General features: G+C 60.0%; 3 protein-coding genes. 1 reads left to right on the top strand and 2 read right to left on the bottom strand.

Going from position 1 to position 14,963, the window contains the following annotated elements:
- Positions 1 to 2 precede the first annotated feature (2 nt).
- Positions 3 to 716 carry an ABC transporter ATP-binding protein gene (locus ACYQ15_RS05885; RefSeq protein ID WP_459936595.1) on the top strand — a complete coding sequence of 238 codons (714 nt, stop codon included), beginning with the start codon at positions 3 to 5 and terminating at the stop codon, positions 714 to 716.
- A gap of 536 nt (positions 717 to 1,252) precedes the next feature.
- Here ACYQ15_RS05885 and ACYQ15_RS05880 read toward each other — a convergent pair.
- Entirely contained in the window at positions 1,253 to 7,489 is a 6,237-nt protein-coding gene (locus ACYQ15_RS05880; RefSeq protein ID WP_459936594.1) for a Tc toxin subunit A-related protein, read from the bottom strand.
- Between the two features lie 105 nt (positions 7,490 to 7,594).
- Positions 7,595 to 14,839, bottom strand: coding sequence for a SpvB/TcaC N-terminal domain-containing protein (locus tag ACYQ15_RS05875; protein WP_459936593.1), 7,245 nt, complete (start codon positions 14,837 to 14,839; stop codon positions 7,595 to 7,597).
- Between the last annotated feature and the right edge of the window lie 124 nt (positions 14,840 to 14,963).

The following is a 14,963-nucleotide window of genomic DNA, read 5'->3' as shown; positions in this document are numbered from 1 at the left end:
TCATGCTCCTGCGAATTGAAAATCTGGAAGTCAAATACGGCAATGTTCAGGTTCTGCATGGACTGAACCTGAACGTGGCCCAGGGCGAGATCGTGACCATCCTCGGGGCCAACGGCGCGGGCAAGTCCACCACTCTGATGACCGTCAGCGGCCTGGTCAAGCCGTCGGGAGGCGGGATCTACCTGGAAGACAAGGCCCTGCACAAGCTCGAGGCCCATGATATCGTCAAGCTCGGCCTGGCCCAGGTTCCGGAGGGGCGACGAGTCTTTGGAACCCTGAGCGTGCAGGAGAACCTGCATCTTGGAGCGTTCACGGCCACGGATCAAGCACGGATCCGCAAGAACATGGATTGGGTGTACGAGATGTTTCCCATCCTGCATCAGCGCCGCGGACAACTGGCCGGCACCCTGAGCGGCGGTGAACAGCAGATGCTGGCCATCGGCCGCGGCCTGATGGCCAATCCCAAGATCCTGCTCCTGGACGAACCCAGCCTGGGGCTGGCGCCGATTCTGGTCAAGTCCATCTTCGCCACGATCCGGGAGATCAACAAATCCGGCGTGACCATCGTCCTCGTGGAACAAAACGCCCGCCTGGCCCTGAAGCTGGCCGACCGGGGCTACGTCCTGGAACTGGGAAAGATCGTTCTGGAAGATACGGCCAAAGCCCTCCTGGTCAATCCGGAAGTCCAGAACGCCTACCTGGGAGGAGTAGGGTAAGCTGAGCGGACTGCTACGACAGGTTATACAACGCCCCTTTCAGCAATGAACAGGGGCGTTTTCACGTTAAAAACGTAATACTCAGGAAATGTAACTACTCAGCAGAGCCAGAATAAAGATCTGGATAGCGATAGCGCCGGCCTTCGCCGGTATGACGAACATGGAACGGCTTGCTCCGATCCGTCTTTCCGGGGAAAGCCGGAATCCAGTGCTGGGGACTGGTCATGCGCCGTGTGCGCTGAATAGGTAACTGCTCAATAAGGCAGGGCAACCAACCACCGCGGATCCGTGCTGCCTGGATACCGGCCTACGCCGGTATGACGGAGTGGCGTACCTCGAAAGCGAGTACTCTCGGTCGTCACCCCGGCGCAGGCCGGGGTCCAGGTGTTTTTTCTATGGTTCACTGCCCGGAGTTATTGAGTAGTTACCTGAATAGTTACCCAAAAATAATTATTGAGACAGAACTTTCCAATACCGCTCCATGAACCGCTGAACAGCTACTTGCAAGTCCCCTGGCAGCGCAACATCAATCCCTTTTAGTTCGGACAGCTTACCTCGAATACAACCGTTGGTATCAGGATAATATCGGCCAAGTCGTCGATTATCCGCGCTCCATTAATCGCGGCGTACCAGGTCGGAGCGAAAGTGAATTGCCACTCGCCGCGCGGGTCGAGTAACTGCGCTCCGTCGAGATTCGTGGGCGGCAGCAGTAGACCAGCATTTGCCTGGTCCACGGCGAAGCGCGTGCGCGGCGTGCCGGTCCCGTCGACCCCTGCCCCGATGCGGCTGCTGTAGGCACCGTGATCATCGGTGGTAATGGGCAGTTCCGGCAACATCCCCACTTTCCGCAGGGCGAGGTCGCCGCTACGCTCTTTGCCCGCCGGGCCGACGAGGAGCACCATCAGGTGCTGGAGTCCGAGAGGGGCGCCGGCAGGTGGCGGGAAGGTGTGAGCCGCGAGCGCGAAGGGGATCGTCTGCGCAGTGGTCGGGTCGGCCGGGTTGTGCAGGTCGTACCATTGGTCGGGGTAGCTGTGACGCAGGCTGATCACCACGTCGCTGCTTTTCCGCTCCCCGAGACGGGCGATGACCTGGCCGCGATAGGCGGCGTCCTGGTATGCCGTGTACTCGATGGTAAACAGCACATCCACCAGGGAGTCGAAGTTGAGGCGGTTGCTTGCATGGGGCAGCTCGAAGCGCCACAGGGTTTCCACGCCAAGGCCCTCAAAGGGCAGCAGCATCGGGTCGTTGTAGTTGAGTACGAAGACACCGCTGTCGTTTATTGGGCTGTCTAGGGCGACGGTTTCGGGAAAGCGTTGAAGGGCGTCTACTTCCACAAAACTGCCGCTGTTGTTCACGACTACACGCGAAAAGCCGCTGTTGCTCAGGGTGGCGTGAATGCCGTCAACAGGCGGTACAAGGGCGATCACGGTGACCTTTACGCTCTTGACGAGGCGCATGTAATGACCGGGAAAATCCCAATCGAACCACTCCTGCAGAGTGTTGAAGGTGATCGCACCGCTTTCGCGCAGATGCATTAACGCACTTGGCAGAGCCTGGGCCAGGGAGATAGTCTTGCTCAGTTCCAGGCGTCGGCGGTCGGTGCGGATCTTCCACTCATCGAGCTTGCTCATATCGGCCAGAAGACGTTCGGCGCCCAACAAGCCCGAGGCACGCTGGGCCTCGCTGAGGGTTGCCTCGTCAATGCTCCAGTAGTCGCCCTGGATCACGGTGATCGGCTGTTGGCGCTCGAATTCCAGGGCATGCTGGGCGAGGCGCGCCGTGGTGACGGCGTGTTGCATTACGCTGCGATAGGAATCCTGGAGCACGCCGATCATCCACTGGTACAGCTGCTCGTTACTAAACTGGTTCTTGAGAAAATCAATTACCAGACGCGTGTGGTTGTGCTGCAGTTCGGCCACAGCCTGCTCCTGGGCGGTGATTGTCACGCGCAGCTGAGCCTGGCCGAGGTGCGCGTCGGCAAGTCGACGCCCGATGCCGGCCAGTTCGTGTTGATGCTGCCAGTCTTCCCAGCGCCTTTCAAAGCTGGCGAAGGTCAGGGCGAGGCTTCCGAAGGTGCCGAGGGCGCCGGCTGTGGCGCTGAAGCCGCTCGCCATTTGCTGTCCGCCGGCGATCAGCCCCGCGCCGATGGCGGCGATGCCTGCAATGCCAACGGCGGCGTTAACCGGCAACGTCGGCAACCCAGCGACCGACGCCGCCTGGACCAGTCCGGCGGCTGTAGCGCCGATGCCTGCGGCCGCTCCGGTGAAAGCCACCCCGGCAGCCGGCGCGGCTATCATAAAGTATGTGAGGGCGGACAAGCCTTGAAACGCGCCGCTACTCGCCATCAACGCCATAGCGGTCATCTCCGCCTCGTTCAGCCCGCCGGCGCCCATCATGTTCATTCCGTCGCCCACGCGGTCCTCCCAGAAGCCGAGTTCAACTAGGGCACGCTCCAGTTGCAGGTTTGCGATCTGGACGCCACGCACCGCTTCGTCGCGGCCAAGGGCGCGCAAAGTGATCGTAGCGGCGGCCACTTCCTCGGCGATCTCGGCTTGCAGCAGGGCCAGGGCGGCGCTGTCGCGCTTTTCGATCGCCGCGAGCATCAGTGTCTGGAGTTGCTGTGCCAGGCCGGTATGTTGACGCGACTTCTCGATCAGAAAGTCGTAGCGATAGCGCGGAGGCGTGATCGGCCCGCTGTTCAAGGAATTCTGCAATTGGCCAAATGTGTCGATGATCCGCCCCTCCAAGCTGCCTGTGAGTTGCGGTTGGCCGGGTTCACCGTTGATATCCAGACAGTTACGCAGCAAGGTTAGGGCGACGTCGATCCGCATCTGGTAGGCCTGGAGCAGCGGGTTGGGCGGGATGCAGAAAACAGCCGTGGCGTTACTCGGCGGCGCGGCACTGCTTGGCGTGGGTGGGCCGATGTTTTTCTGCCAGTGGGGATCGAGAATCTGTTCGAGCTGGTCGTGTAGAGCTTGCTCCTCCTTCCTGCGCCCCAAGAGGGTTGCCGGCAATGCCTGCTGCTCGCGGGCCTTGAGCAGGGCTGACGCGACGATCGTCTCAAGCTCGAGGGCCAACTGCCGCAGCGACAGACTCCTGGCCTGGAGCGCCTTGATATGTTCCGTTGCTTCACGCACGATGTTGAGCAGTGGAATACCCATCAGTTGCGCGATGGCTCGTTGGATGAGCTGGGCGCGGGCTTTGTGTTGTGCTGCTGCTTCCGCTGTGGTCGCACGCAGGCCGCCAACTTCACGCGCAACGGCGAACTCCAGGGCCTGCAGTTGCTCCGCGCAAGGATTAGCGAAGGCCGGCGCCTGGAGCACCTGCGCCGCCAGTTGGTACAGTTCGCGCGCCCGGTTGCGCGATTCGGCGTTGTTCAGCGTAAACTGGTGGTCGGCCCAATCGAGGAGGTTCTTCGTTTGCATCAGAATGGCGTGGCGCAGGTAAGGCCCGGCCCGACGCTTGGCGACGGCGTCGGGATCCTCGATGCCGTGCAGCCAATCATCGGGGCGCTCGAAGCCACCCGTGAAGACGTCCGTGAAAGGAAAGACCTGCTGGGGCTGGGCGAAGAGGTCGTATAATCGGCGATACATCTGGTAGGCGGAGGCGAAGTTGCCGGAGCGGTTCAGAGCCCATCCAGCCAGCAGCGGAAAATAGAGATAGCGCTCGGTCACGGCAATGTGGCGAGCCGCCGGTGATGCCGGGTCGAGTTGATTGAAGGCTGTCCCGATCGGCCAGCGCTCCGCCGTGGCAATGTGCTTGAGCACCACCGTCACACGCATTTGGAAATCCAGATCGAGACCGTTGTTGCGGACGGAAACGCGCTTGACCTGGATGGCTCCGTTCGGTTCACTCAAAATAAGATAGCTTTCGTTCCCATCACGATTCCAAGCCAGGCTGACTGAGCCACCCGCAGGCGAGGATAATGGTTTGTCGAGCTCCAATACAGCATCTTGCGGTGCAGCTTCAGCCGGGAACGGCCATGAGCGGATACCAGCCGTGAGCGCATCTTTGCGCCATGCGGAGCAAGGGCTTCGATTGACGATAGTCGAGCCAAGCCAGTTGAACCAGGGCGTCAGGTTGCCACCGGCGGCGTAGGGATCACCGTGATACTGCCAGGCCGTCCAAGTGCCCGAGTCGCTGTCGAGACGGGCATAAAAGTAGTGCAATGTCGTGTTGTTGCCTTGTGTTGTGAAGGTTCTGGCCCAGAGTGTGGGCTCGTGAGAAAGAGAGTTGCTTGTACTGAGGTTCCAAAACTCACTTTTGGGATTGCTTCCCGGTGCGTTCGGCAGCGTACCCTCGATTGACGCTTCGCCCGTAACGCGGCCTTGCGGCGCAAGACGCAGGGTACGCCAAGAATCGAACGCCTCGGAATTATTGCCTTTGTAACCAAGGCCAATGAACATGAGGCCGTCGCCGCGGCCGTAAGGCAATACGACGTGCGGGATGAGTTCTTCGGGCCAACCGAGCACTTCCGTCCAGCCGCCGGCGTCGGGAGTGACCGGGTTGACGGCAACGGGCGGCGTGCTGAGCGAAGACGTGGAGAGTCGGTTCAGCCAGAGACGATACGTGCGCGTGCTGTCGGCGGCGATGACCTCGTTGCGGGCGAAGATGAAGAGTTCGGAACCGATCACATGGGACGTTACAGCTTCAAGCTGATCGATACTGCGGAACAACTCTTCATAGTCGCGCTCCAACTCGGAGACGACCTGCAGCGAGGCGCTGCCGGCAACCAGTCGCTCGATGGCGCGCTGAAACAGGTTGGTCATTCGCCGACGCTGGATGGGCGGTGAGAGCAGATTCTCAGGGTAGAGCAGGACGTACATCGCGGCGTTCCAACTCGCGTAGCTCTGGAGCCAGTGCCATGGCTCGGGAGCGAAGCGATCTATGTCGATGGCTTGCGCCGCCGGACGGGGGTTGCCGGCGAGAGCGCGCGTGCGCACGGACAGAATGAAGGATTGCAGCGATTGGATGATCTGGATACCGCGCGTCGTCATCTGGCAGGGCGCAGTGTGCAAATCAATAAACAGGTGCTGCTCAAGGGTCGCTGCATCGTTGTTGCTCGCGGCGATCAACTGCTCGCGATATGCGCTGAAGAGGGGCGCGGTGAGCCCCTCAATCTGCTTGTCAAATCGACGACGCTGCTGTTCCTGTTCCGCTTCAAGTTGCATTTGAGCGGCCAGGTAGGCCGCGTAGGCGTCATCGTTGTCTGGCGGCGGACCGAGAAGAGCGACGGCGGCCTCTAACGTGCTTTCAAAGACGGCGTGGGCTTCTTTGTTCAACGCCAGCAGTTCCTTCAGGGTCGGATTCGTACTGTTGGCTGCTTGATAGAGCGGTTGATGGGCCGGTGGCGGTGCTGAGGAGGTCGGCGCGAGTCCCAGGAGTTTGAGCACGGCTTGGGCATGCTCCTGATAATGGTTGCGCCAAGCCGCTGAGCTGCTGAGAGGCCCGGCAAGCTCGCCTGTAAGGTGCTGTTCGAGCACTTCACAGGCGAGCAAGATCTGGCGGATTGGCGCCTGCGCTGCGGAACAATCCAGGTCGATCGGCTGCAAAATCAAGCGCTCGATCTCCTGAGGCTCGATGAACCATGTCGAACCGATAAAGGACACAAGATCATAGATGTAGGCCAAGGGACTAAAGACCGTCGCGCAGGCATCACAATCGGCGCAAAGGGGTTCGTCGTTTGGCGCCGGCTCAATGATCGGTTGAAAAATGCCTGGAATGACGTCCTTCCAGATCATGCTTCCGTGACGATCGGGGTGGATACGCGTGTTCGTGCCACGAGCGATGATCGCATCCTTCACCAGGTGCGCGCCGACTCGCGCCTTGCCGATCAGATCTTTCAGGGCGGCACGCTCTTCGCTGCTGAGCGGCTTGCCGTCGCGCGTCAGGCGTGCTTCGGCCTGGCCGGGCGTGACGGAGGCCAAGCGGTTGAGCGAGTCGAAGCCGTGATCAATAAGTCTGGCCGATAGCGCAACATCACCGGAAAGAGCGGCCCAGCGGCCTGCGGCGTACAGCGCTCGGCTTTCTGCGGGGCTGAGATCCGCAGCAGTCAGGGAATCACGCGCTTCGGTGCTGAAGAGATCGTCAAGTGTGGCAATATTCGCTTGGCGCAGTCGCTCCAGCGTCTCCGTAGACAGTTGCGCCGCCTCGGCGATTGCCCGGAGGTCGAGTTCCTTGCGCAAGGCCTGGGGAGCGGACGCTGCCTCAAGCCGGCTGAGGGCTTTCGCGGGCAGCGCGATCTCCACGGGTTGCGCGGCGGTGTCGAGCGACACCCTCAGCGGCTCGCGCCCGGTGTAGAGGGGCCGTCCGTTCCAGGCGACCTGGAGGAACAGCTCCGCCGGGGCGGATAAACCCATGTGCCGCCATTCGTCGGCGGTGGTTTGGAGGATAAAGGTGCCATCGGTATTGAGAGGACTGCGCAGGGCTGTCTGGCCTGATCGTTGATCGGCAGTGACGAGGATAATGCTAAGTTGTTGCCAATCGATGTTGGATGGCAGGTTCGTCACACGCCCGCTGAGTGTCACCACACGTTTATGCTCGGTGGCGGCATTGCTCTGGGTGAGATCGCCAATTATGCGCAAAACAGTATCCGCTTTGGCGCGGCCATCGGCCACCGTGCGGCCGGTCATGGCCGCGAGCAGTCGATCCGGAGACAGACGAAGCAGCTCGGCAGAGTCAAGATCGCCAAACGTATCTTGTAGTTCTTTGATCTCAAGGGCACTGAAACCCTTTTGCCGGAGCGCCTCGCTGAGTTTTTTCCAGAATTCCATGGGTTGCCTCCGGCATACGTCTTTTTTGGTCGTTAACGGGATGCAAACTGCATAGTATCGTTTTGTTGTAACCTGCTCATATAGCAGATTTTAGATCCGTTTGTTTCAATTCCCAGCGGAATATCGTCGCTCATGATATCGATCGTAGAGATCCGCGGCTTGATCGCCCCACCACGACAATGCGGTTTCACCGATGCCGTATTCATCATCCATCTGGCGAAATGCCTGAAAAGCCTTGCCGAGATCGTTGAGCTCATCTGGTGGCGTCCACGGTGATACTGGTTCGCTCTCGCGAAGTCCCAATTGATATTTAGCGAGTTCACCGAAATAGTTGGCCTCTGAGTCTAGTCGCTCTGCAAAATGTGGATCAAGAACACTAAATGCGTCATTGCCTGTAGCGGCAGGCGTGTCCTGCAGCACGCCAAGGCCCTGCCCAATGCCGCCCAAAGCTTTACCGAATACTTTAACGCCAACGGCGCGTGACATCCTCATTGCGGAACTGAATCGCTTAGTCGCGTCCTGCAGAGACTCCAGGGTCTTCGCTGGCACCTTGCCGCCGAAATTAGCAACCCAATATCCATCTGAAGTCACATAAGCCAACACGCGCCCTTTGTTGACTGCTTTATCTATGAATACGCGCTTCTGTGTCACCCGAACGGATGAATCGTGCAATTTCAATTCAATATCCAGCTTATGTTGCTTCAGTGACACATCAATTCGGTGCTGAGTCTCCACTGCACTATATTTGACTTCAATGTTATCCTTGCCAAATATTTCAGCGATATCTTCCTGCAGAATTCTGGCCGCACCTTCACCGATTTGTGAGGGTGTCGCCCTTGGATTGCTTTTGGCGAAATCTTGAGCGTACATTGAATATCGTTCCTGTACGGCTTCGACAAAGTGCACCATCTCGGTTGGAACTTCAGATTGATAGCCAAGAGAATCTAGATATAATAAAGGGCTATTCTGGACATAACTGTAAAGCCCGACGTTATCCGCCGGTCCTGCCGGATCACAACTCACCCAACGGCACATCCACGGTGCAAGATAGCGAACACCGTAGTAATACAACCCACTCTCCTCATCCCGCTCCTTGCCACTGTAGCGGTAGCGCTTTTTGCCAAAGCCGCCAAAGCTGGTCTCACCGTAGGGGAAATATTCCTCATGATTGATAAACGAATTCGAGTCACTGCCGGTACCACCCACCACCAGATGGCTGCTGCCCAGGTGGTCGCCCAGGTGGTACTGCACCCGCTCGCCGCTGTCGTCCGGGTGGCGAGTGCCAATGAGTACAGTGGCGAGCCTGCTCTGGTCGTCCATGACATGCAGCGAATTGTTCGCGCCGCCGCCATCCTGCTGCCAGCGGTGATGTTCGAAGACACCGTCCACATAAGTGCTGGTGTGGACTTGCCCCTGCTGGTTGCGCACCCACTTCTTCACGCGCATGCCGTCGGCGCCGTAGAGATAATGAGCCCGGATCGAAGGCGGATTGCCGTTGTTAATCTGCACCCGGTAGCCGATCATGCGGTCGGCATGGTCCCAGATGTGGTGCTTTTCGGTGTTTTGCCGGATCAGGTTGCCGTTGACGTCGAAAAAATGGTTGCTTGTCTGGTCTTCGTTCCCCACGTTGGTCAGCCGGTTGCCTTCCGTGCCCCAATCTGTTGGAGTCCCGCCGGGTGCGGAGAGCTTCGCCGCCCATTGGTCGGGTGTGAAGCCGGCCATGCCGAAGCGTCGCGTCCATTGCCCGCTATCTGCGTTGTAATGCAGCGTGAGCATGTTGCCGGCCGGGTCGTAGGTGAAAGTTTCTTTGTAGCCTTCGGTCAGATCTGGGCCGTTGGTCTGGCTGCCTGTGGCGGAACCACCGCTGAAATGGCCACAACGTGGGTCATCGCTGAATGGGCGAGGCTGGCCGATATCTGCGCAGGCTCGGCCGGTGGCCGACAACAGCCGGTAGATTGGATCGTAAGTGAATTGCCGCAATAGCCGATCACGTCCGTGGATGCTGTTGGCAATCCCGCAATCAGGCGTATGTTCGTCAATAACCGTGATATTGCCTGTCAGGTCGTAGCGATAGCCAAAGTCTTGCAATGGCTGCCCATTGCTGCTCCACCTTTCTGTATTGGAAGCTTGATCATCGCTGTAATCAAAATGCTCTGTGCGCACGCGGACCAGGCGAAAGGTCTGCTCGTCGTAATGATGACGCGTCATAATGCCGTTGCCGTAGGCGATCAGCACCCGCTGGCCTTTGGCGTTGTGGGCGATTTGCTGCACGTAATCGTCGTTGCCAAGCCGGACGGCCTCCAGTGCGCCGGCGCGGTTGTAGCGCGGGGTGAGCTTTTTGCGCTCGCCGTCCACATCTTGCGGATAGATGATCTCCGTGGGCCGGTTGAGAGCGTCATAGCGACCGCTGGTCTGATAGACGGTATCTTCAAGCGCATCCTCGGCGTTTGCAGCCGACCAATCGGCCTGCCATCCATTGGCCAGGGCCTGATCCGAGATGGTGCGGCGTTTCTTTTCCAGCAGATTACCCTTGAAATCGTATTCGGGCATCTCCAGCAAGCCCGCTTCGTCCTCATGGCGGACCGGCTTGCCCAGCGTGTTGTGCTGCCGGGCCAGGGCATGGTCGTTTTCATCCCCGTACTGGATGCGCTCGCGCAAGGTAAAAGCGCTTGCGCTGTCATTGCGCGCCCACAGTTCCTTGGGCCGGTTCAGGGGGTCGTAAGAACGCAGCGCCAAGCTGCCTTTGCTGTCGCGGTACTCGATCAAATTTCCCGGAGCATCAAATACTGAGGTGCGCAATCCGGCATCGATGCTGTTGACCGTCAGCGCGCGGTCAAGCAGGTCGTAGCGATAGGTGAAGGCAGTCCGCCCCAGTGCATCGATTACTGTAAGCAGGTTGCCGCGAATGTCGTGGCTGGAGCGGGTGATGTGCCACTGGTCGGCCGACTGGCCATTGCGGGCAACGGCGCACAGGGTACGGCCCATGCCGTCGAGTACCACGCTGGCCGGAGTGAAGTGGTGGTCGTCGGGGACAGCGCTATTGCCGTCATGGGTCAGCTTCGCCAGATCGTTGGCGTCATAGGTGTAGCTTTCCCAGGGCGTCGGCGCGAAGCCTTCCGGCACATCAAGGGATGTCAGCCCGGCCGGGGTCAGGTCGAGCTGATCGGCTTGGATCGGCCGGCCGAAGATGATCCGCTGCTGTGAACCATCTGGGTTGAGGGTCCGGATCACTTGGCCGCGCGGGTCATAGAACAGGGTGGTGTGTTGGCCTTTTTTGGCGTCCACCTCGCCCTGGAAATCCCAGCCAGTGGAAAAGAAGGGTTCGTACTTTTCGATCACCTGACCCTTGTTGTCGAAACGCTCCCAACCGCTGACCACGACGCTGTCGTCGACATGCTGACCAACGGCCGGGCCCGACGCGCTGCCCGCTTGGGCGGACAGGCCGACTTCACTGCCCAGTTCGCCAAAGACCAGGTCTTCGGCTTGAGCGCGGCTCTGGATCAGACGCCCATAACCGTCGGAGTACTCATATGATTGAATGGTAGCGTCCGAGATATTGTCGCCCGCATGATGTATGCGGCGCGTGGTGCGGACAAAGACGGGGCCGTTTGTCTGCTCGAAGTGGCGGAAGTTATAAATAAAGGCGATTTCGGGTTTGTCTTCCGTTCCTCCCACGAAATTGCCCTGGTGGTCATGACCGGTCACAAACTGCTTCGCCGGCAGGCCGATGGGGTTGTAGCGAACGTGAGTGCTGTTGCCGTTCGGCTCAGTCAGGCTTGTGGGCTGGAGCAGGCGCATATTGTAGGTGGCCCTGACCGTCATCCCTCCGGCGTCTATAACCTCGATCTGCAATAAATCGTGACCGTCATAGGCAATCTGTGTGTCATGTCCGCGAGAGTCACGCACGATCTCCGGCAGGCCGCGCGGCGAAAGCTGCCGGCGCAGCGTGGGAGCATAGTAGGCCGCTTTGTCGGGGTCTGCATTGGCCGGTTCTTTGCGATAGCCGAGGGTGTCGAGGGTGACTGCCGGGGCCGGTCCGGGCAAGGCAGCCGTGCCGTCAAGATAGGCAGGGCGGCGTTCCTCATAAGCGGCGTCCAACAACGCTCCGGTGCAGACCAGCGCCTCACTGCGGATAAGCGCGCCGTGCCGGCCGATCTGGCCGGATGCCAGGCCAGTGAATGCCGGGCCGTCATAGTGATGGATCTGATGGCCGATCAGCGTGCCGTTATCCGGGTCGTTGAAGAGCTCGTGAATCTGGGCAGCCGTTTCCTGCTGTTTGCGCAGGGCTTGCTGAATGGAGTCACCAGCGCCGTCCGGCCCTGACGGCGGGGAAGCCAACTCATAGGCGCGCACCTGGGCCACCCGGTCATGGATGTAGAGGCCACTGTTGTTAGGTCGGGCGTATGCGGTATGGGTGTGCGTTGCCAGCACGTGGGTTTCGTTGATTTGTTCGGCTGGGAGCGTCCCGACCACCGCGCCGGTGATGCTGCGTTGATGCCGACGCAAGCGGGGCATAGCGACAGCGCTCTGCCGTTGCGGCTGACCGAAGTTGTCGTAATCGCCGGTGAAGGCGAACTGTGTCATGGGGTCGTCACCCCGCTCCCACTGGGTGGTTCGCTGCGCGATCAGGTGGGGGAAGAAGATGCGCTTGCGGTCGCTGCCGTCCACCGGGACAACGATTTCCTTCAGGTGGTAGGCGTGCTCCGTCACGGTGTAAGGCCTGTCCTGCCGCTCGCTACCGTCCAGGGCATACAACTCGCTACGCAGGATGCTGCCGCGCAGGGTGCGCAGGGCGTCACGCTTGATACGCCGGTTGCGGGGCGAGGGCATGGCGCCGGGGCCTCGGTCGTTATAGCCGCGCAGAAAGGCGTTGACCGCATCGGTATGGCCCAGCAGTTGCGGGTCTTCCGGCCAATATTCGTGGGTGTAGTCCACCTCCTGCCAGTCACCGAACTCTTCGCCTATCGGCCCTTGATGAAACCAGGTCTTGGTGAGCGTGGGGGGAGAAAACAGCTGCTCCACCTTGTGAAAGGCGTCGGGATCACCCGCTAGACCCGCGCTGTTGTAGTCCTCGAATGATTCGGTATCCAGTTGTTCCACCATGCCGAAGCCGCGAAACTCCCGCTCCGCGCCGTCCCAGTAGCCATGGTGGTAGCGGTACTCGGTGGTGAGCTTGCCCCTGGAAATACGGTCAATCGCCTCAACCTTGGCCACCACCTGCACCGGGAAAGGCAGCGGCGTGCGCCAGCGCGTGGCCGGTTTTCGCTGGTCTTGCAGGAAGTAGTAGGTGGAAGGCCTGTACTCAACCCGCGTCACGGCGCCCATGTGGTTGTCCATCTCGTTCAGCACATAAGGCTTCACCCCGCCGGTGAAGTCCAGAAACATCAAGCGGTGGGGGACCAGATGAGTGACGTCGCTGCTCCAGAGCACGCCGCTCACTCCAGTGCCATGCAGGTCGACCAACCGCAGGTGGTCCATGCTGGTGACGGGCGGCGTGCCTTTGATCACGATTGGCTCAGGACACCAGCCGTTGCCGCTCTGGTTGATCCAAAGCCGCACTTCGCTGTGGCCCACGTAAACCAGGTCGGCCAGGCCGTCGCCGTCCACATCGCCGAGCAGGACGCGCCGCGGGTCATAACCCAGTTCGTATCCGCTGTCGTGAAAGCGTGGGGCGTGACGCATGCTGATGCGCTTGCCCCATCGGTTGTGGCCGAGGTTGGGCCAGTACTCCACGTTGCCGTCGTGGATCAGAACGATGTCCTGAAGGCCGTCGCCGGTCATGTCGGCCATGCGTACGCGCGGATCGGCGAAGTTGACGTCGGGGAAGGCATCGAGCCGCTGACGTTCGGCAAAACGGGTGCGCTGCCAGGCTACGGTTGTGTCGGGATCATTGAAGAATGCTTCAAGGCGGCTGCCGGAGCGCAGGATGTCGGTGTAGCCGTCGCCGTCCAGGTCCACAAGCTTCACTTCCGGGGCGTCGAGGTTGAAGCTGGGGGCGACTGGATAGCGTTGGAACGATTTTTTCGACCAGCGGGCGCCGTGCTCCAACGGATAGTAGCCGGCCACGGGGCCGGAGGTGACGAGTAGATCCATGCGGCCGTCGCCGTTGGCGTCGATCATCTGGACATCCGGGTCAGCGAGGGCGTGTGGCGGCGCTTCCTGCATGGGCCGAGGCATGTCGAAACGGCCGTGGCCCAGGTTGCGCCAGTAGCGCACCGTGCCATTCATCTCCAGGATGTCCGGCAGGCCGCTGCCGTGCAGGTCTACCAACTCCATGTCCTGCGCGCCCAGGGCTCGGGTAGGCAGATCGCGGCCCTCGACAATCTCAAAGCGGCGCTTGTCCGGTGCAAACTGGGTGTAATCGAAGGTCAGCGGTGGAAGCTGCCTGGAGTGGGCGGCATCATGATCGTCGTAGGGTTGTTTGGCATCGTCGAAACCGATGATATCGAGTTGCCGTAGCAGCGACACGCCATTGTAGGGGGCGGCGGAATAGGCAAAGCGGTACTCGCGTGCCGGGTGCTCTGAGCCGTATTCGGTGTGGGTGGTGATCGTGATTGCCCGGCAGCGCCGAGTGGTACGAATCTCGAAGCCGGCGCGGAAATCGGAGAAGGGGTCGGGGCGCTCTTCGTCATCATAGAAGAAATTGACGTGAACAAGAAATTGATCCGAATTGCCCCCATAGTCCACGTACCGGATCGACTTGAGCAGCAGCTGGTTGCCGCGATCGCCCGGATCAGCTTCGTACTCATAGCGGATCCGGTTGCCGAAGGGATCTTTGGTTTCGGTCAGCTTCCAGGCGAATATTCGCGTGGGATCATCCGGTTTGGTCAAGGTCGCCGGATCGCCGGCTGCCTGCTCTGGTGTGCCGTAGATGCTCACCAGGCCGTCTTTGCTCTCCACCTGCCAGTAGTTTTTTCCATCCATCCGGTGGTGGACGATGCGGGCAAACAGCCCTTCGGTTCTCGGCCGGTAGACGACCTGGCCGGGATAACTTTCCGTTATGGGAGTCAAGTCTTCGGTGCCGGAAAGAATGAACGTATCGCGCTTCTCACCGGTTGGGAGATGTTGGGCGTTCTCGTTATAGAGTGGTACTCCAGCAGATGTTTTCCGGCTCACGCCGGGAATGCTCAAACTCCATCCCAGCCCGTAGGGACTATTGCCGTTCCCGGTACTGTAGACCAGTCTCAGTTCCGGCTGAAAACCGTTGCGGCCCGGCGGCAGGGCAATGGGCACCGTGAAGTTGCCGGTACCGGTATGCAGGTCGGGTGAAAACTTCTCCCCGATGCCGGAGAGGGCGCCGCCGCCCTGGGGTAGGGAGATGACATGACCAGCGGTGTTGGAGCCACCCATATTTCTCTCCTTGATTCAATGACCCGTCACGTCATTCGAACAAACAGGCCATATGTGCTGATAGTTACAGCACTACAGCGACACTCCATTTTCCATCGTCTGGTCTGGTTGTTTAACCACGGGG

The sequence above is a fragment of the Desulfonatronum parangueonense genome (assembly GCF_054656975.1).
This window is presented reverse-complemented; position numbering and strand designations above follow the sequence as displayed.

Coding starts and splice junctions, on each gene's coding strand:
- ACYQ15_RS05885 (WP_459936595.1), top strand. CDS start 3: ATGCTCCTGCGAATTGAAAATCTGGAAGTCAAATACGGCAATGTTCAG.
- ACYQ15_RS05880 (WP_459936594.1), bottom strand. CDS start 7,489: ATGGAATTCTGGAAAAAACTCAGCGAGGCGCTCCGGCAAAAGGGTTTC.
- ACYQ15_RS05875 (WP_459936593.1), bottom strand. CDS start 14,839: ATGGGTGGCTCCAACACCGCTGGTCATGTCATCTCCCTACCCCAGGGC.